Genomic DNA, 20,204 nt, shown 5'->3' with positions numbered 1-20,204 from the left:
AAGCCTCTAGAGGCTCGACGTACCCTCTGCAAGACTGACAGCGTTGGCCAGCGCAGTGTTGAAGTCGGCGTGGTAATGCTCCGTGCCGATTTCTTGCAAGATACCCACCCTATCGAGCTTGTTGAGCACCTTCGTGTTCGCTTCGCAGAGTTTCACCACGATATTGCGCTTGTGCAGTTGCTGAATGACCTCCTCCAGCACCTGCAAGCCAGTGATATCCATAAACGGTACACGCTTCAAGCGAATAATCAGCAGGTGTGGATCGGTATGGGTCTGTGCCAGGACACGCTCGAAGGTCTCAGCCGCGCCAAAGAACAATGGCCCTTCAATCGTATAAATCAATGTCCCTGGCGGCAGGCGAACATGGCCATTGGCCCTCAGCTCTTCTTCAAGCTCGTGCTCGATGACCTGTTGCACCTCCACAGAGGAGGCCATGCGGCGCATGAAGTGCAGCATCGCAAGAATGACGCCGATATTCACGGCGATCACCAAGTCACTGAACACTGTGAGGCTGAAAGTGATGAGCAGGATAGCTACGTCTGCGCGAGGGGCCCGCTGGACCATGCGTTTGAAGTGCTTCAACTCGCTCATGTTGTACGCGACCACGAAAAGAATCGCGGCCAGGGCGCACAGTGGGATGTTTGAGGCCAGAGGTGCCAGAAACAGAATAATAAGCACCAACGTGACCGCGTGCGTAATGCCGGCCAGCGGGCTCGTGCCACCGTTACGGATATTGGTTGCAGTACGGGCAATGGCTCCGGTAGCCGCAAAGCCGCCAAACAATGGCGTGACCAGGTTAGCCACTCCCTGACCGATCAGCTCCTGATTGGAATCGTGCTTAGTGCCTGCCATGCCATCGGCCACCATTGCGGACAGCAGCGATTCGATCGCTCCAAGCATGGCGATAGTGAATGCCGGACCGATCAAATCGATGACGCGAGACAGCGTGATTTCAGGCAGGCCCAACGCTGGAAGGCCTTGAGGTATGCCACCAAATGCGCTGCCAATCGTGGCTACCCCCTCGAAATGAAAGGTTGACTGTATCGCCGTAGCTACCGCCATTGCGACTAATGGGCCAGGTACCCGTTTGAGTCCGGGAATTCTGGAAGCGGTGATGACCAGGAAAAGACTAAGTACCGCCAGCAGGGTCGTGGCCATATGAAGATCCGGGAGCGCCTGGAGCAAATGCCAGAACTTTTCATGGAAATGCTCTCCACTGATCCTCGGTAAACCGAAAAAGTCTTTCCACTGTCCGACCCAGATGATCACGCCGATGCCTGCGGTGAATCCGACGATCACCGGATCGGGGATAAACTTGATGATTGCGCCGAGCCGGGCCATCCCCAGCAATAACAACATGGCACCCGCCATCATCGTGGCGATTTGCAGACCGTCAACACCATGCTTGGCCGTGACTCCCGCCAGAATCACGATGAACGCACCTGTCGGTCCGGCAATCTGCAAGCGGCTTCCGCCAAACAGTGAAACCAGCAGACCACCGATGATTGCGGTGTAGATGCCTTGCTCAGGCTTGACGCCAGATGCAATGGCAAACGCCATTGCAAGGGGGAGCGCCACGACTCCGACGATCACGCCAGACACCAAATTGCGGAGCCAATGCTCTCGCCCCAACAACCCCGCCCTCCATGCCTCACCTATCGCAATCATGGCTAGCTCCTCAGTGGATGCATGTGCATAATATTAACATACAGTGATAATTGAAATGCCCTTGATCCACTGCTTCGTGCGGCTGGAGATGTTTATAGAGAAAGTTCAGATGGAGCTGGGCGGGCATGCACTGCAAATAGAGAATCTTGAGAGCGCGTGTAGCGTGGTGACTGACATGAATCGTAAAACTGTGAAAAGCAAACACGCCGAAGGCGTGACCTTTGACACCCATGTGATCGCAAACCCGACCAACCCCAAGGAGTGGATCGTGTTTTTCAAGAAGGACGCCGGGAGAAGTTATTTCCTGGTTGATGACAACGAGGAAGTCGAGTCTTTCGGGCATCTGGATGACTTGATCGCCGAGCTTCGAGACTTGGGCCTCAAGACCGCTGAAATCCACTTTTAACCCTTGGATCACGCCCTGGAGACATGATCATGTCAGTGAAAGTCGAGTACCTGTCCAGTCAAGGCGAAGCTCTTTGGTCTGTATGTTTTGGCATCAGGCGAGTTCAGTTTCGGCATGAAAAAAGTGCTCACGACTTTGCTGCCAAGCTCAAGGAGAGAATCGAGGCTCCGCATGTTTACCCTCAACGTGATCCGCCAGCGATAAATTAGCTGCCAGGGACATGCATGTTTGCGTTCAGCGAAGGCAATAAAGTGAGCCGGTGCAACGGCGAACCCTGAGTATTCGTTATCGAGCGCAAGCGCACCTGCAGACGACCAGGTTCGCAAACCCTGAGATCATCTGGATATAGTACTTTCATCAGGTCAACAGAACGGAAGCTGTTATGGAAAGTAGCGCAGGCAAACGAGTTGTTGTCATTGGCGCAGGCATTGTTGGCGCGTCCTTGGCGTATCACCTGGCAGGCAAAGGCGCGAATGTCATCCTGATCGAGGCTGAAGGTATAGCGTCCGGCGTGACCGGAAGTTCATTCGCATGGATCAACACCTCACATAGCGGGCCCGATCCAATCGCAGAATTGCGTAGCGCCGCCATCCAGGAATACCGCCGCCTCCAAACCGAACTGCCGGGTCTGAAAGTACGATGGACAGGCTCCCTGTCTTACAGCGCTAGCCTGGATAGTGCACTGCAAGCCTCAGGCAACCAGCTTTCGACAATCCTGGTATCTCGCCCCCAGATACTCGGTCTTGAGCCGAACCTTAAGAATCCCCCTCAGCATGCCTTGTATGAAGCCGAAGAAGGCGCGCTGGACGCAGTGGAAGCAACTCACGCCTTGATCGCAGGAGCCCGGAATCATGGTGCGAAAGTTCTTACGCATACTCGGGTGCTTGGCTTTTCAACTCAGAACGCAAAGGTGACGGGAGTCGAAACCGTAACGGGCATCATCGATGCAGACATTGTCGTACTGGCAGCGGGGACAGGCATCACGAAGCTGACTGAGAAGTTAAAGATGTCCCTGCCGATAGAGGCCTCTGCGGCAATACTCATCCGCTACAAGACACAACCCAATCTCGTGAACACCATCATCTCCAGCCCTCAAATGGAAGTAAGGCAAAGCACCGATGGTACGTTGCTGGCGGCGGAAGATTATTTGGGAGAGTCCCTGGAAAACCAGCCAGTAGAGATAGCGCTACGAACTGCCCGGGTCATCCAGAACGAACTCTATGGGGTTACTTCCATTGATCCGGAATTGGCTTGTGTCGGACTCAGGCCAATTCCTGTCGATGGCATCCCCATCATCGGCTATCTACCCGATATCGGCGCAGTGTACGTTTGCGCAATGCATCCTGGCGTCACTCTGGCGGCGATTGTGGGCCGTCTTGCCAGCGAGGAAATAGTCGACAACAAGGCATCTTCTGCCCTTGACTCGTGTCGTCCCGACCGATTCTTCCAGACATAAGTTCACTTGTCTTTCTCGCAAGCCCACTTCTCGCGATCAACAGTTTGAGTTCGAAGTCGTACTTTTCCAGGCGAGTCCCTCAACGTGCCACCAGCGGAATCAAGTCGATTTCGTTCAGTCGTGACAGACTGCTTTCGGCCAGGACCGGCCCTTCTCGACCAGTTAAATCCATGTCGCCTTTCTACCCGGCTGCCTGTGCAGGTTCAGCCTCAGCTCGATGCGCTGGCGGCTAAAGCCCCGGCGACCGTGAACACCAGCGCCATGTCCTCATTCACAAGCGGAACAGGCTGCGCCATTCCTTCGCGACATCCCGTCTCCCCCACCCAGTAGTCCGAAACTCCCACCTCGCCTGGGAGTATCGGCCGATGTATATCGCCCGGCGTTTATCCATAGTTGTGGCATGTACCTGAAAAAGGTCCACGGTCCGCTTTGGTGACTGCAATTGCTCTGGAGAACGTCATGGCGACCCGAACGCCGCTGTCCAATCGATCGACAACACCGGCGCAGACAGCGTCGTGACGGTTGCCGAGACTGGCGGACAAGCAACGACCATCACCTTGGTCGGGGTCGATCTTCAGAGTACCGACATCTTTTTTGGCAGCGTTTGAGGTTTTGCGCGCGTGAACGGATGCGAGGGTGGCCTAGGAAACCACCCCCGCATTCTTTTTGCAGTTCTGATACGAGATCGGCATGATCGCATCCGCGGTGAACTGGCGAGCAGCACTTGGCCATAAGCCGGCCTTCAAGCAAGTCCCAGTCACGGTGACATCGGACGAGCACATTGTCTCTTCGCGTAACGGAGCTTGAACAAAACAAGCGATCGAGTCCATGGCAGCATCTGGCCCATTGCACTCAGAAAACCCTCGCGACAAGTCTGCTTGAATTATTCGGCATATTTGGCATTGAATAATGGGAATCTGCTTAAGGTGTTTCGATCAGCAGTAAAGGTGCTACTTCATCAGATCGAATGGGGTTCATTTAGAGTTTACTTAGTAGAAAATCAACTAGCTCAACCGACTAATCAACTCAGCATCAAGCAGAATAGCCACCATACTCAATCATTCAGTTGCGCGAGCAAAAACGCTCGCCGGAGAGCAACTTGAGCATCACTCCAGGATCTGGGCATCCACTTGGGGGTATGAAACTTGTTCGGGCGAAAAAAGCGCAGGCAATCAAGGCATTGAGGCGGCGGATGCTATTGCGCTTCCTTTGCCAGTAGCGCAACCGACAAGAAGTAACGCGACGCCTCCGAAGTAAAGTGTACCGGCCGCGTTACAACTTACTCTGTTCAATATAGATGCAATGGAACAACGGCGCCAGTGCCAGAGCGTCATATTGCGTAGTTGCATAAACGATCAGTACTACTTCCATGCTTTCAATGCCCGCTCGATTCAAGCGTCACAATCGGACTGATTGGGCAAGATTCAACTTTAGCTGTCGACTGCGTGATGCCGGCAAGTGAACTTTCGGCTAACAGGCTGGCAACGGTTGGCCAGTATGCGTACACCCCCCCTCGAAAGGGTATAGGCCAAGAGTTCCCGCCACCCACAAGAAAACTGTACTCGGCAAAGGAAGACACTCATGCACACCATTCGCAACACGTTGGTGGTAGTGGATTCACAGCAGCCCAGGGATCTGATCTTGAACAGAGCCAAAATGATTGCCGGCGCTACCCGGTCGCACCTGCATCTGCTGGCCTGCGACAAGGGAAACCACCATGGCTCTTACCTGAACGACATTCAAGGCGAACTGACACAGGAAGGTTATAGCGTCAGTACCCAGCAGGCCTGGCACGGAAGTTCACACAAAACCATCATCGCCGCCCAACAGGCGGTGGGATGCGGCTTGGTAATCAAGCAGCACCTACCCCACACATCACTGATCAAAGCCCTTCTCACCCCCGAGGACTGGAAGCTGTTGCGATACTGCCCCAGCCCGGTACTGATCGTAAAAACCGCAAGACCCTGGACCGGTGGCACCATTCTCGCGGCCATTGATGCCGGTAACAGTGACGTGGAGCACCGCGTCCTGCATTCCGGCATCGTTAGCCACGGGTACGACATCGCCGCAATGGCCGGCGGCACTCTACACATGATGAGCGCCCACCCCTACCCCCTGCTCTCGGCAGCCAACCCCGTACTCCAGCTCAAGGAAAGCATTCAGGCTCTATATCGCGAACTGTGCAAGACGCTCCAGGCAGAATTCAACATCAGCGACGATCGCCTGCATATCGAGGAAGGCTCAGCCGATGTGCTGATCCCGTACATCGCGCACAAGCTCGAAGCCGCACTCACGGTCATCGGTAGCGTGGCCCGTACCGGGCTGTCCGGCGCATTGATCGGCAACACTGCCGAGATGATTCTGGATACCCTGGACAGTGACGTACTGGTGCTCAAGCCGGACGACATCATCGCCCACCTTGAAGAGCTCGCCGCCCCGCCACCGAACCCATCGGCCGATACCGCGACATCCTCTTGGCCGTATAACCACCACAACCATCGACCACATACTTAGGAGCAAGTACTGGCCAACCAGGCCCGGGTGATCGTGAAAGCTTGAGCCAACCGCTCAGGTGCGCATGTCGCGGGGTACGGGATTTCCACGCTCCAGTGCACCTGGGGTGGCAGGACATTGAGCAACCCGGCCAAAGGCAACTGCCCCTGACCGGGCAGCAGACGACCCTCGCGGGCTTCGCGGATGATTCCCTCTCCGTGGGCGCCAGCGCCAACGCATCGCACCACTGCACGCCATGGATGTAACGCCGATCCAGTTGAGCCCCGGACTTCCAGCAGCGACGCAAACCCGGCGACGTCCACTTGCGGTGTCAGCTCGACGAATTCGATCTCGTTGACCACCACGCCTTCGCTATCGAGCGTGGTCTTCAACTGCCGCAACGCCTGGCTGCCCGGCGCCAGCGGGTAAGCGATGCCACCCGCCATGGCCGGGTGCAGGCGCAGGCCGACCGAACTGAAACCCTCGCGCGCCGCTTCTCGTACCAGCGCATCGGGCGTCACTGCGCTTGCTCACTGATCTTTGTTATTGTTCGCCGCGGTGGGCGATGCCGTTGCAGTGAAGATACGACCAGGCGATCAATAGCGCTCATACACAGATCGCTCGAACGACGAGATCGAACGCCAGGGCCTGAACCTCAGCTCCATGCTGAATTTCACCAATGCCAACGAAGCGGTCGCCCTGGTCAAGCAAGGCATGGGGCTGACCATCATCGATGAATTCGTGGCCCAGGACAGCGGGCTGATCGTCGTGCCGCTGGTTGAGGCGATTCATTTCGATATCAGCTTTGTCTACTCGCGGTTCGAGCCGCTTGGCGAATCCGCCACGCAGCTCATGCAGGTGCTTTATCGCCAGGCGGTCAAACCGGGACGACTGATCCCGGGCTGCGAACTGCCGAATGTCGACCGATAACCACCGTTTTGCCGGCATCGGTCACCAGGAATAATGAATGCCACACCACGAAGGCAGGACACCCGATTGAACATCGATACCCGAATCAAATTCCGTCATCTGGTGTGTTTTCTCGAGGTGGCGCGCCAGGGCAGCCTGGCACGTGCCTGCGACAAGTTGGCGATCAGCCAGCCGGCGCTTTCAAAGACGCTCAAGGAACTGGAGTCCTTGCTGGATGCCAGGCTGTTCGAGCGGAGCAAAAAGGGCTCGACGCTGACCGAGGCTGGGGTGGCCTTTTTACGTTATGCGGGGCCGAGCGTGCAGTCGCTGCGTGAAGGGGTCAACAGTTTGCGCTCCGGTGTACATGAGCCGATTGCCGTACGACTCGGCGTGCTATCCACCGTCGAAAGCCTGTTGGTGCCTGAGGTTGTCTGCCGTTTACACGACCGGCATCCCGCCTTGGCGGTCAGTGTCGTGACCGGGCCGAGCGCCTACCTGTTGTCCCGACTGCGTGTCGGCGAGCTGGACCTGGTGGTTGGCAGAATGACCGATAGCCCATCGATTCACGGGTTGACGTTCGAGCACCTTTACAGCGAGTCCATGACCCTGGTGGTACGTAAGGACCATCCAGTGCTGAGTGATCCACCGGGGCATAAAAACCTCGAAGACTATCCGGTGGTATTGCCGCTGGTGGGGACGACGATCCGCAAATTCGCCGACAGCCTGTTTGTGCAGCACGGGATCACCCCCTCGCGCCAACGCCTGGAAACCCTGTCGATTGCCCTGAGCCGGCGCTACATACAATGCAGCCAGGCAATCTGGGTGGCGCCGTTTGACGCGGTCAGACAGGACTTGAAGCTAGGTGAGTTGGTGGAGCTGGGGATGCGTGAAGCCGGTGGTTCCGTGGGGCTCTGCACAAATCCTGTGTTGCCGGTGACACCTGCGGCACAGTGGTGCGTGGAGGCACTGCGCGAGGTCGGGCAAGAATATCGCGAAGGGAAATATCCATAACCATTTGGACATGCAACAAGTCGGTTTTTTCAATTTTGGGTTGGGTCGTACAAGAGGAGACTGGGCTGCAGGTCGCTGCCATCGCAGCGCTTGCCACTGACCAACCATAACAATAGGAAAATCGACATGTCTGATGCGCACGAGAGCCGCTTCGCCATTCGTGACCGTAATTGGCATCCCAAAGCCCTGACACCTGACTACAAGACTTCGATCCTGCGCTCCCCCCGCCAGGCATTGGTGAGCATTCCCCAGTCTGTCTCGGAAACCAGCGGCCCGGATTTTTCCCATCTGAAGATGGGCCAACACGATAACGACCTGCTGCTGAACTTCAATCACGGCGGCTTGCCCATCGGCGAACGCATCATCGTCGCGGGCCGGGTGTGTGATCAGTACGGCAAGCCGATTCCACACACCCTGGTGGAAATGTGGCAAGCCAATGCGGGTGGTCGTTACCGGCATAAAAAAGACAGTTACCTGGCGCCCCTTGATCCGAATTTCGGCGGCGTCGGCCGTGCATTGACTGACCGCGATGGCAACTACAGCTTCCGCACGGTCAAGCCCGGTCCCTACCCATGGCGCAACGGTCCCAACGACTGGCGACCTGCGCATATCCATGTCTCCATCAGTGGCCCGTCCATTGCCACGCGCCTGATTACCCAGCTGTATTTCGAAGGCGATCCGTTGATCCCCATGTGCCCGATCGTCAAGTCGATCGCCAATCCGCAAGCGGTACAGAGCTTGATCGCCAGACTCGACATGAGCATGGCCAATCCTATGGATTGCCTGGCTTATCGCTTTGATATCGTCCTGCGCGGCCAGCGCAAGACCCACTTCGAAAACTGCTGAGGAGGCCTGCACATGCCCGTTCAACTTCTGCCTGAAACCCCGTCGCAAACAGCCGGCCCCTATGTGCATATCGGACTGGCACTGGAAGCGGCCGGCAACCCGCCGCGGGAACAGGAAATCTGGAATGTGATGGCAAAACCTGGCGCGCCAGGTGAGCACATTCTATTGCTGGGTCACGTTTATGACGGTAACGGCCACTTGATTCGCGACGCGTTTCTGGAGCTCTGGCAGGCCAATCACCAAGGCCACTACGACAGCGGTTTCGATCTGGAAAAACCCTTCAACAGCTTTGGTCGTACCGCCACTACCGATGCCGGCGAATGGACGATCGAAACCGTCAAGCCTGGCCTGGTGAAAAATGCCTCGGGTGTGCCCATGGCAGCGCATATCAATGTGTTGCTGTTCGCCCGGGGCATCAACATTCACTTGCAGACGCGGTTGTATTTCGACGACGAATCCGAGGCGAATGCAGTGGACCCCGTATTGAATCTGATCGAACAGCCACATCGGCGTGAATCCCTGATTGCCCGGCGCTGCACGGTTGACGGGAAGCTGGCCTACCGCTTCGACATCCACCTTCAAGGCGAATCGGAAACGGTGTTCTTCGACTTCTGACGATGCAAGCACCGTGTTGAGATACCAGCGCTCAACATCTACAAAACCCGTGCTGAGGTAGCCTCCCCGTTGCAGGTGCATTGCTGCTACGTCTTGCCATGAACGTCCATGACATGCCTTCAGCTGTTATCGAGGGACGAGGGCATTCACGTGCTGAGGCAGCCTCGGTCAAATGGCCCATGGGGGTGCGGGGATAAACTTTGACTCGATCCATTGTTTGAACGCGACGACCACGGCACCCGGAAATTTGGCCGATGGCCTGACCAGGTAGACCCCACCAGCGGTGTCCAATTGCCAGTCAGGAAGGACATGCAACAGCCTCCCGGCAGCAATATCACGACTCATCAACCAGTCTCCTGCCCCCAGTATTCCGGCATCGGCGCGGGCCGCTGCCAGTAATGATTCACTGTCATTGGCCGTCAGGTTTCCTTTGGGAGAAACCGTCTGCAGCTCATTGCCGCGATGGAGTCTCCACTGGGGAAAAGACGCAAGGCCACTGAAGCGAAGGCAATTGTGCCTGATCAGATCCTGTGGCGTTTCGGGCATGCCGTGCTGCCTGATGTAAGCAGGCGAGGCACAGAGTATCCGGCGATGGTCACTCAGTTTCTTGGCGATCAACCGGTTGTCTTCCAGTTCTCCGATTCGGATCGCCGCGTCAAAACCTTCATCGATGATGTCGACCAGACGCTCGCTGTAGTCTGCAAGGATCGAGACATGCGGATGAGCCTTGAGAAACTCCGGCAGCATCGGGCCAAGCCAACGCCGGCCCATGGCTGCCGGCAATGCAAGGCGCAAAGTACCGCGGATTTCGCTGGCGCCCTCGGACGCTTGCTGCTGCGCTTCATTCATCAATTCGATGGCCGAGCGAAGGCGCTGCTCCAGCCTGGCACCTGTTTCAGTGATTCGAACCTGCCGGGTTGAGCGCTCCACGAGCCGAACGCCAAGGCGCTTTTCCATTGCGGCGAGTCGCTTTGAGACGACTGTAGGGTGTCGCTGTAATAGCCGGCCAGCCCCGACAAATGAGCCTTGCGAGGCCACGGCCAGAAACGCAGCGATTTCGTCGCTGTACTGATTGTTCAGAACATCAAGATTCATGGTTTTAGAATGATCGCTCCCGATGAACGCCCCGACTCCAGGTCCGCATGCGCCAATGCTGCGTCAGCCAGAGAGTAGCTTGCCCGAACCCGAGGCTTGATAATTCCCGCACCGATGCCGGCCAACACATCCTGCGCTCGTTCCTGGTACTCGGAGGCACTCGCCGTATGGGCTGCCAAGGAAGGACGTGTCAGGAACAGCGAGCCTTTGGCATTGAGTGTCGACAGTTCCACGGCTGACGGCGCACCTGATGAAGCGCCAAACGAAACCATCAGACCTCGTGGTCGCAAGCTATCCAGGGATGCCTGGAAAGAAACACGCCCTATCGGGTCATAGACGACGTCGACCATTTTACCCTCGGTGATACGAGCGACCTCGCAAGCCAGGCTGTCAGCATCGAACACCAGGACTTCATCGCATCCCGACGCCTGAGCTTTCTCGACACTGGCCTGCTTTGAAACCACGCCGATCACCGTGGCCCCCAAGTGTTTGGCCCACGGCACCATGATTTCCCCCAACCCTCCAGCCACACCGTAAAGGAGCATGGTTGTGCCGGGCCCCACAGGATAGGTGGCTTTCAACAGGTACTGTGCAGTGATGCCCTTGAACATGACGGCTGCGGCATCGTCAAATGACAGCGAATCCGCAATTTTGACCAGCCGCTCTGCCGGATAAAGCCGGGCCGAAGCATAGGAACCGATAGGTCCGGTGGCATAGGCCACGCGATCCCCTGCTCGCACGTTGCTGACACCCGCCCCCACAGCTGCGACACGCCCAGCGCCCTCTAGCCCAAGTCCAGATGGCAACGCAATGGGCACCGCTCCCTTGCGCTGGGTAACGTCGAGGAAGTTGACACCTACAGACTCTTGCTCAAGCCAGACCTCACCTTGCCCAGGCGATTGCTCGCTCAGTCTCTCCACTTTCAGCACTTGAGGATTGCCAACCTGGCCAAACCGGATCGCAGAAACCATGGTCATTTCTCCTTCAGTCACAAGCCGTTATCAAATGAGTGGCCCCAGTGTGAGAACTGATCTGCTGATGAACAAGACAGGTTGATTGCAGGACATTAATGCACTGATTGCAGCAATGTAATCGCTGACAGCACGTATTGCTACGTGGAGCATGTTGGGTTCATGTGATTATGGAGAAAGCCAACGGTTGGCCCCGAGAGTCCGCTAAGGGTTGTGGACTCTGGTAACCAGGTGCAGGTGGGTCGGACACTCGCGTAGCAGTCGCCAGTCCACTTCGGTGGTCACCTGCATCGTTGAAACCGGGCCTGCTGCACTGGAGAGCTGTAGTTCGATAATTTGGCGTTATGCCGTGGGGGATCTGACTTTTATCAACTGATCAGCAGCTATCGTTAACGCAACGACTGGCTTTCGATTACTAAACCTCTTGTTGATTCAGCTCAACGATTTTCCGGCTCCCAGGCGTAGAAATACTCTGATTCACCGCCTCCCTTTTCGCTGGAGATTTGCCATGCTGGCAGTCACGCTGATCAATACGCTGGTCGTTATCATCACCGTAGTGATCCACTATGAATGTCTGTTACGCCTGAATGATTGGCTACCCCGGCTCAAGCTGTGGAGCCGTTTCAGAATCGTAGTTGGAGTATTCGGCGCCCTCCTGGCCCACGCGATAGAGGTCTGGTGCTTTGCGCTGGTCTATTACCTGATGGTGCACTCCGGCAGATGGGGCAGCCTGACGGGCAACTTCGACGGTACGCTGATGGACTGCGTTTACTTTTCCTTTACGACGTACACGACGATCGGCTTCGGCGATATTTCGCCTGTGGGCAACCTCAAATACTTGACCGGTCTACAAGCCCTTACCGGGCTGGTGCTCATCACATGGACCGCATCCTTCCTGTTTCTGGAAATGCAGAAGTACTGGAAGCGCAACTAATCCCTTTTCTGACTCGTATCAGACTCAACTGTCGAACTGACGGTGTGCCATCAAGCCCGGTACAGATTCGATCTAGACCGCCAGAACGCAGCATGGCACCTGATACAGAATATGCTCGGTCGTGCTGCCCAAAAGCTTGTGCACACCATGGGACTGGACTCTGCCCATCACGATCACATCCACGTTGTGTTCATTAGCAAACTCACTCAACGCCGTGACCGGATGCCCCTCAATGAAATGCCGACGATCGGAGGGCACCCCGAACCGACCTGCCAACTCAAGGAAAGACTTTTCCAGGTCTCTGCGAAGCGCTTTGGTAAGGTCAGCAAGTGTCAGGCCGCCTCTGTGTAGACACCAGCGATCGCTACCAATGTCCATGGCCGGTTCAGCTTGGACGGCATGCCCCTGCAACCGCATAGCAACGTGCGGCCTGCAGCAAAAGCATCATGCCGTCAGGATAAAGTCCGCCTGATCGATACCTGCACTGTTAACACCGACAAGGCGAATAGTGTCTACTCCGATCCCGATCACCGTGTCCGCCCCGTCAGCCGCAATGCTCACGTTGGCAGCGAACGTCTCGTTGCTGATCCCCAGCCCCGCGATATTGAGCAAGTCCTGCCCTGCGGCCGGATCGATATCGAAGCCCTGGATCGAGTCGTTGCCGAAGCCTGCCGCAGCAAACATGAAGGTATCGTTGCCGAGGCCGCCGTTGAGCGTGTCGTTGCCCAGCCCGCCGAAGAACAGATCGTCACCCGCACCGCCGAGCAGAATGTCGTTGGCCAGGCCGCCCAGCATGGTGTGGTTTGCCGCCGCTGCATCGTAGGCCAGCTCACTGCCGCTGCCCTCGGCGTTCGCCTGCAAACCCGCGGCCGCATATTGGCCGTTCAGCGCGAACTGCGACACATGCGCACCGTCGCTTACGCTCAACATGCCGCCGGTGCCGGTGTCATTCGCTGCATAGGTGATCTGCGTATCGGCTCCGAACGCAACATCGCCAAACTCCAGCTTGTCACCCGCGGCAAAACCGCTGACGCTGCCACTGAACGCCGCCGACACATCGAGCTTGAGCGTGCCTGCCGCGCCGCTGTCGAACGTCACACGCTGATCGGAGGCTGCACCGAACTCCAGTATCGCCGAACCGCTGATAGTCGCGCTTCCCGCGCCACTGGCATCTGCGTGGATGGTGATATTGCCATCGTTCGCCCACAAGTTGCCGCTGTTGAGGAGCGCACTTTCAATCACCAATCCGCCGCTGCCGCTGGCTTGCAGCACACCCGTGTTGGTGACGGCGCTGCTACCGGTATCGATCACCAGCGCATTGACACCGCTGGCAAGGATCAGGCCCGAGTTGACCAGCATCATCTGCCCCGCTCCCAACTGGCCGGCACCCGAGATGGTGTTGTCGGCATTGGTGAGCACCGTGTCGGCGCTGCCGCCGAAAATCACGTTTTGCGCGTTGTCGGATAGCAGCACCTGGCCGCCACCGGTCAAGGTCGCGCCACGGAACAGAATCTCAAGGTTGGTCGCGCTGCCGGTGGAGCCGAGCTCGATGGTGCCGCTGTTATGGATGCTGCCACCGAACGGCATGATCGCGCCGTCGGCAATGGTGAGAGTACCGGCGTTGTTGGTGATCGGGTCCACATCGAACTGGAAGTTCGCTTCGCTCAAGTTCGCTGCATCGACACCTTTCAGGGTGATCGTCTGGCCGGAGCTTATGCTGACCAGTGCATTGCCATTGGCGTCGTTAGTGATGCTCAAGTCAGCAAAACCGGTGACACCCGTGAAGCCGATCATGTCGATCTTGTCTGCCATGGCATCGAAACTGTAGATCTGATTGTTGCCGATCGGCTGGGCGAAGACGAAGGTGTCGGCACCGGACGAACCGGTCAGGTTGTCGTCAGCGGACAAGGCGAAGATCGGCGTGCCGGGGGCAAAGGCCTCGACGTTATTGAATACATAGGAACTGCCCACACTGCCGTCGGCGTTAGTCCAGGTCATGTTGATGTGGAGTACCGCAGCACCCGCGAAGCCTTCTGGTGTTGTCACGGTCAATGCTCCGGGATCGCTGGTCTGCACGGTCCAGGTGCCGTCGCCGTTGTTGATTCCGGCGTTTAGAGTCCAATTTGACGGAACGTCGGCAATTGTGACAACAAAGCTATCGCTCAGGCCTGCCGATGGATCAGCAATCGCAAGGTTTATTGCTTCTCCGGACACTCCCGCAGGGTAAGTCAGGCTAATGCTTGTTGCAGCACTAACGTTGCCTGCCGCGTCCATAGCCGTGACAAATAGCGTCTTGGTACCCGTAAACTTGCCAGTCAAATCAATATTGGCGAATTGACCGCCGGTATTGGTCGTTCCGGTCCCAATTTCTGTGTCGCCGGCGCCAAACACGCCATTGCCATTGTCCAGGTAAACCTTAATGAATGAATTAGCTTCGGCGCTCCCTGAAAGCTTATGGTTTGTACCGGAGTTGTTGTAAGTCAGCCCAGTCGGTGACGCTGGCGGTGTTGTATCAATCGGAGTTTCAACGACGTTCTGCACGTTCACCGTAATCGTCTGCGTGTCGATTCCGCCATTGCCGTCGGACACCTGAACGTCCACAACGTAGGCGTTGTCGCCGTCAGTACCACCGACATCCTGGGCATTCTCGTAATCGGGCGCTGAGTTGAACGTCAGCACCCCGCTCGAACTGATCGAGAACTTGCTGAAGTCCGTCCCGGCCGTATTCAGGAGCGAGTAGCTCAGCGTCTGCGCCGGCAGATCAACATCGGTCGCCGCCACCGTCGTAACCGCCGTGGTGTTCTCCGCCACGTTGATCGAAGCGGTCGCACCGCCACCGTTGGAAGTGATCGTCGGTGAGTCGTTGCTGCCGGCGATATGCACGGTGACCGAAGTGAGGGTGCCGTCGGCACTGCTCACCGCGAAGGTGTCGGTGTAGGTGGTGCCGGCGGCGAACTCGTTGTGGGCGGAGTTGGCGACGTAGGTCCAGGCACCGCCGGTGCCGATGGAGAACTGGCCGTAGCTGCCGGCGGTGTTGATTTGCGCGACGAAAGTTGCGGCGCTGTCGACGTCGCTGATGGTCAGGATGCCGGTGGTGGAAATGTCGACGGCGGCATTGGTCTCGGTGAGGTTGGCGATGTCGGCGGACAGCACGGCCGCATCATTGGTGCCGAGGATATGCACGGTGACCGAAGTGAGGGTGCCATCGGCACTGCTCACCGCGAAGGTGTCGGTGTAGGTGGTACCGGCGGCGAACTCGTTGTGGGCGGAGTTGGCGACGTAGGTCCAGACACCGCCGGTGCCGATGGAGAACTGGCCGTAGCTGCCGGCGGTGTTGGTTTGCGCGACGAAGGTTGCGGCGCTGTCGACGTCGCTGATGGTCAGGGTGCCGGTGGTGGAAATGTCGACGGCGGCATTGGTCTCGGTGAGGTTGGCGATGTCGGCGGACAGCACGGCGGCATCGTTGGTGCCGAGGATATGCACGGTGACCGAAGTGAGGGTGCCGTCCGCACTGCTCACCGCGAAGGTGTCGGTGTAGGTGGTACCGGCGGCGAACTCGTTGTGGGCGGAGTTGGCGACGTAGGTCCAGGCACCGCCGGTGCCGATGGAGAACTGGCCGTAGCTGCCGGCGGTGTTGGTCTGCGCCTGGAAGCTTTCCGGGCTGTCGATATCGCTAATGGTCAGGCTGCCGCCGGTGGTCAGCGGAGCATTGGTTTCGCTCAGCGTAACGCTGGCCGAGGACAGCACGGCGGCGTCGTTGCTGCCGGTGACGGTGACAGTCACCAGTTGGGTGTCGACGCCGCCGAGGCCGTCGCTGACCTGCACCGTAAACACCTCATCATGGCTCTCGCCCGCCTTCAGTGACTGCACCGCACTGGCGACACCATCGGTGCCATTGGCCAGCGTGTAGGTCCATTGGCCGGTGCTGTCGACCGCGATCGCGCCGTAGGTGCCGGTTGACGAGCCATTGATGGTCCATGTCGCCGTAGCATCGTGATCGATGTCGGCCGAGCTGAACTGGCCGCTGACGCTGAGCTTGATGTCTTCCTGCACCGCGCCGGCCTCGTTGCCGGTCGCGAAGCTGAGCACGGGCGCGTCGTTGCTGCCGGTGATGGTGATGGTCACCTGCTGGGTGTCGACACCGCCGAGGCCGTCGCTGACCTGCACCGTAAACACCTCATCATGGCTCTCGCCCGCCTTCAGTGACTGCACCGCACTGGCGACACCATCGGTGCCATTGGCCAGCGTGTAGGTCCATTGGCCGGTGCTGTCGACCGCGATCGCGCCGTAGGTGCCGGTTGACGAGCCATTGATGGTCCATGTCGCCGTAGCATCGTGATCGATGTCGGCCGAGCTGAACTGGCCGCTGACGCTGAGCTTGATGTCTTCCTGCACCGCGCCGGCCTCGTTGCCGGTCGCGAAGCTGAGCACGGGCGCGTCGTTGCTGCCGGTGATGGTGATGGTCACCTGCTGGGTGTCGACACCGCCGAGGCCGTCGCTGATCTGCACCGTAAACACGTCATCATGACTCTCGCCCGCCTTCAGCGACTGCACCGCACTGGCAACACCATTGGTGCCATTGGCCAGGGTGTACGTCCACTGGCCGGTGCTGTCGACGGCGATCGAGCCGTAGGTGCCGGTGGGCGAGCCATTGATGGTCCAGCTGGTCGTGGCATCGTGATCGATGTCGGTCGAGCTGAACTGGCCGCTGACGCTGAGCGTGGTGTCTTCCTGCACCGCGCCGGCAGCATTGCCCGTCGTGAAGCTGAGCACCGGCGCGTCGTTGTTGCCGGTGACGGTGACGGTCACCAGCTGGGTGTCGACGCCGCCCAGGCCGTCGCTGACCTGCACCGTAAACACGTCATCATGACTCTCGCCCGCCTTCAGCGACTGCACGGCACTGGCAACACCATCGGTGCCGTTGGCCAGGGTGTAGGTCCACTGGCCGGTGCTGTCGACGGCGATCGCGCCGTAGGTGCCGGTGGGCGAGCCATTGATGGTCCAGCTGGTCGTGGCATCGTGATCGATGTCGGTCGAGCTGAACTGGCCGCTGACGCTGAGCGTGGTGTCTTCCTGCACCGCGCCGGCAGCATTGCCCGTCGTGAAGCTGAGCACCGGCGCGTCGTTGTTGCCGGTGACGGTGACGGTCACCAGCTGGGTGTCGACGCCGCCCAGGCCGTCGCTGACCTGCACCGTAAACACGTCATCATGACTCTCGCCCGCCTTCAGTGACTGCACCGCACTGGCAACACCATCGGTGCCGTTGGCCAGGGTGTAGGTCCACTGGCCGGTGCTGTCGACGGCGATCGCGCCGTAGGTGCCGGTGGGCGAGCCATTGATGGTCCAGCTGGTCGTGGCATCGTGATCGATGTCGGTCGAGCTGAACTGGCCGCTGACGCTGAGCGTGGTGTCTTCCTGCACCGCGCCGGCAGCATTGCCCGTCGTGAAGCTGAGCACCGGCGCGTCGTTGTTGCCGGTGACGGTGACGGTCACCAGCTGGGTGTCGACGCCGCCCAGGCCGTCGCTGACCTGCACCGTAAACACGTCATCATGACTCTCGCCCGCCTTCAGTGACTGCACCGCACTGGCAACACCATCGGTGCCGTTGGCCAGGGTGTAGGTCCACTGGCCGGTGGTGTCGACGGCGATCGCGCCGTAGGTGCCGGTTGACGAGCCATTGATGGTCCAGCTGGTCGTGGCATCGTGATCGATGTCGGTCGAGCTGAACTGGCCGCTGACGCTGAGCGTGGTGTCTTCCTGCACCGCGCCGGCAGCATTGCCCGTCGTGAAGCTGAGCACCGGCGCGTCGTTGTTGCCGGTGACGGTGACGGTCACCAGCTGGGTGTCGACGCCGCCCAGGCCGTCGCTGACTTGCACCGTAAACACATCATCATGGCTCTCGCCCGCCTTCAGCGACTGCACCGCACTGGCAACGCCATCGGTGCCGTTGGCCAGGGTGTAGGTCCACTGGCCGCTGCTGTCGACCGCGATCGAGCCATAGGTTCCAGTTGCCGAGCCATTGATGGTCCAGGTCGCCGTGGCATCGTGATCGATGTCGGTCGAGCTGAACTGGCCATCCACGCTGAGCGTGGTGTCTTCCTGCACCGCGCCCGCAGCATTGCCCGTCGCGAAGCTGAGCACTGGCGCATCGTTGCTGCCGATAATGGTGATGGTGACGGTCTGCGTAGCCGAGGCTGCGTTGCCCGCGCCGCTGTTATCGGTGGCCACCACGGTGTAGGAGAAGCTGATGGTTTCACTGGCGCTCAGGAAGTCCAGGTTCTCGCTGCTGCTGTAGTTCCAGCTGTCCTGATCGACCGAGAAACCAGCGACCAGCGCTGCGGACTGCGCAGCACCGAGGGTGCCGCCGCTCCAGACGAGGTCGTTATTGGAGCTTTTGCTGACCGTCACGACGTCGCTGCTGTCCAGATCGGCAAAGCTCAGCACCCCGCTGTCGCTCAGCGTGGCCGCGCCGTTGCCTTCGTTCATCGCCCCGGCAGCATCGTCGATGGTCAGCGTCGGCCGGTCGTTGGTGCCGGTCAGGGTGATCGTCACGTCCTTGGTCACTGTCGCCCCGAAGTCGTCGGTCAGCGTCACCGTGAACACTTCGGTCTTGGTCTGGCCCTCGGCCAGGTACTGTGCCGCACCGTTGTTCAGCGTATAGGTCCAGCCCACGCTGCCCGCAGCGTCGCCCGTGCTCTCGTCGCTGACATTGGCCACCAGCGTACCCAGCGCACCGGCCGGCGCGCTCACGCTGGCCACATGCGCGTCATCGGCCAGGTCCACGTCGCCGAAGGCGAAGCTACCGCTGGCCACCGTGATGCCGTCTTCGGCCACCGCACCGCTTTCGACCTCTGCCGCCGCCACCGTCGGCGCGTCATTGGTGCCAGTGATGGTGACGGTCACATTCTGCGTTACCGACGAGCCATGACTATCGCTGATGGTGACCAGGTAAGTTTCGGTGACTGTCTGTCCCTGGGCCAGGTACTGCGCCGCCGCATTGCTCAGGTTGTACGTCCATTGCACCGAACCGTTGGCCACGTTCGCTGCTTCGCTTACCGCCGAGAGCTCGAACGTACCAAGATGAGTAGCGTTGCCCCTCGCCGGCGCGAACGTCGCCGTGTGCGTGTCGCTCAGGTCGATGTCATTGAAGGTAATCGTGCCGCTGGCCGTCAGCGAGTCGGTCGTGCTCGCAGTGGTGTCGGCGTCTTCGGTCACTATGCCGGCCTGCGCGCCGATGCAGATCGTCACACCATCATTCACGCCCGAAAACTGCACTGTCGCGGTGGCCCAACTGAGCGTTCCATTGCCGAGACGCATCGCATAGGTAAAGCTGTCCGTCAGGAGCTCGCCAGTCGCAAGCGCCTGGAGTTGTGCCTTGAAAGCCTCTGAAAAAGTAGCGGCGTCGTAGCCGACCTTACCGTCCGAGGTGATCCAGATCTTTGCACCATTCTCGCTGGTGTCAGTGCTCGTCGCCTCAGCCCTCGCCGTATCCTGGACCAGGAGGTCGGCCGGAGCAGAAACCTTGGTGGCAGTAGAAAGACTGTCCGCGTTATCGAGTGACCAGAGTGTCTTCGCGCTGCCGCCGAGGTCATTGGACATGACGTCCCAATACACGACCCCCAGCAGATTTTCAGTGGTGGTATAGACGTCATCCTTCGCCTGCGGCGTGTTGGAAAATGAAGTAACGGTTCCGCCGCTGGTAGTTGTGGTGCTAGCCATGTCTTTCTCCCATGAATGTCTCTCTGAGCAAAAAACCGCTGTGGACCGCTAACAGCCACAAGCCGATTCTTCCTCAACCCA

12 protein-coding genes and 2 pseudogenes are annotated in these 20,204 nt (G+C 58.6%); 8 read left to right on the top strand and 6 right to left on the bottom strand.

The window, feature by feature from the left end; all coding sequences use genetic code 11:
* Positions 1-6: 6 nt before the first annotated feature.
* A complete protein-coding gene (locus AC3IT6_RS11925) occupies positions 7-1,668 on the bottom strand; it encodes a SulP family inorganic anion transporter (RefSeq protein WP_489355712.1) in 1,662 nt (553 codons plus the stop codon).
* Positions 1,669-1,843: 175 nt separating this feature from the next.
* Here AC3IT6_RS11925 and AC3IT6_RS11920 point away from each other — a divergent pair, with 175 nt between their 5' ends.
* From AC3IT6_RS11920 to AC3IT6_RS11910, 3 genes are all read left to right on the top strand, one after another.
* The gene (locus AC3IT6_RS11920) at positions 1,844-2,074 is read left to right on the top strand and encodes a hypothetical protein (protein WP_046043128.1); all 231 of its coding nucleotides are present in this window, start codon (positions 1,844-1,846) and stop codon (positions 2,072-2,074) included.
* 382 nt (positions 2,075-2,456) lie between these two features.
* Positions 2,457-3,530, top strand: coding sequence for an NAD(P)/FAD-dependent oxidoreductase (locus AC3IT6_RS11915; protein WP_489355710.1), 1,074 nt, complete (start codon positions 2,457-2,459; stop codon positions 3,528-3,530).
* Positions 3,531-5,111: 1,581 nt separating this feature from the next.
* Positions 5,112-6,044, top strand: coding sequence for a universal stress protein (locus AC3IT6_RS11910; RefSeq protein WP_489355708.1), 933 nt, complete (start codon positions 5,112-5,114; stop codon positions 6,042-6,044).
* Here the strand turns inward: AC3IT6_RS11910 and AC3IT6_RS11905 are convergent.
* A complete protein-coding gene (locus AC3IT6_RS11905; protein ID WP_489355706.1) occupies positions 6,041-6,544 on the bottom strand; it encodes a hypothetical protein in 504 nt (167 codons plus the stop codon). The genes AC3IT6_RS11910 and AC3IT6_RS11905 overlap by 4 nt on opposite strands.
* Before the next feature lie 106 nt (positions 6,545-6,650).
* Between AC3IT6_RS11905 and AC3IT6_RS11900 the strand changes: the two are divergent.
* The 4 genes and pseudogenes from AC3IT6_RS11900 to pcaG form a co-directional block, all read left to right on the top strand.
* A pseudogene (locus AC3IT6_RS11900) lies at positions 6,651-6,953 on the top strand (LysR substrate-binding domain-containing protein); the annotation flags it as partial.
* A gap of 66 nt (positions 6,954-7,019) precedes the next feature.
* Positions 7,020-7,943 carry a pca operon transcription factor PcaQ gene (gene pcaQ, locus AC3IT6_RS11895; RefSeq protein WP_489355704.1) on the top strand — a complete coding sequence of 308 codons (924 nt, stop codon included), beginning with the start codon at positions 7,020-7,022 and terminating at the stop codon, positions 7,941-7,943.
* A 126-nt stretch (positions 7,944-8,069) separates the two neighbouring features.
* On the top strand, positions 8,070-8,789 hold the full coding sequence (gene pcaH / locus AC3IT6_RS11890) for a protocatechuate 3,4-dioxygenase subunit beta (RefSeq protein WP_150756345.1): 720 nt from the start codon (positions 8,070-8,072) through the stop codon (positions 8,787-8,789).
* Positions 8,790-8,801: 12 nt separating this feature from the next.
* On the top strand, positions 8,802-9,404 hold the full coding sequence (gene pcaG, locus AC3IT6_RS11885; protein WP_489355702.1) for a protocatechuate 3,4-dioxygenase subunit alpha: 603 nt from the start codon (positions 8,802-8,804) through the stop codon (positions 9,402-9,404).
* Between the two features lie 168 nt (positions 9,405-9,572).
* On the opposite strand, the gene AC3IT6_RS11880 is transcribed toward pcaG, so the two are convergent.
* Complete coding sequence (locus tag AC3IT6_RS11880; RefSeq protein ID WP_489355700.1) at positions 9,573-10,499, bottom strand: LysR family transcriptional regulator; 927 nt, start codon at positions 10,497-10,499, stop codon at positions 9,573-9,575.
* Positions 10,496-11,470, bottom strand: coding sequence for a quinone oxidoreductase family protein (locus AC3IT6_RS11875; RefSeq protein WP_489355698.1), 975 nt, complete (start codon positions 11,468-11,470; stop codon positions 10,496-10,498). The genes AC3IT6_RS11880 and AC3IT6_RS11875 overlap by 4 nt, the downstream gene beginning before the upstream one ends.
* Positions 11,471-11,978: 508 nt before the next feature.
* On the opposite strand from AC3IT6_RS11875, the gene AC3IT6_RS11870 reads away from it, so the two are divergent.
* Positions 11,979-12,404, top strand: a complete 426-nt coding sequence (locus tag AC3IT6_RS11870; protein WP_223455526.1) for a potassium channel family protein — start codon at positions 11,979-11,981, stop codon at positions 12,402-12,404.
* A 72-nt stretch (positions 12,405-12,476) separates the two neighbouring features.
* Here the strand turns inward: AC3IT6_RS11870 and AC3IT6_RS11865 are convergent.
* Positions 12,477-12,746: pseudogene (locus AC3IT6_RS11865) on the bottom strand (universal stress protein); the annotation flags it as partial.
* Positions 12,747-12,848: 102 nt separating this feature from the next.
* A complete protein-coding gene (locus AC3IT6_RS11860; protein ID WP_489355695.1) occupies positions 12,849-20,123 on the bottom strand; it encodes a VCBS domain-containing protein in 7,275 nt (2,424 codons plus the stop codon).
* Positions 20,124-20,204: the final 81 nt, after the last annotated feature.

The sequence above is a fragment of the Pseudomonas sp. KH_017 genome, from assembly GCF_057840285.1.
This window is presented reverse-complemented; position numbering and strand designations above follow the sequence as displayed.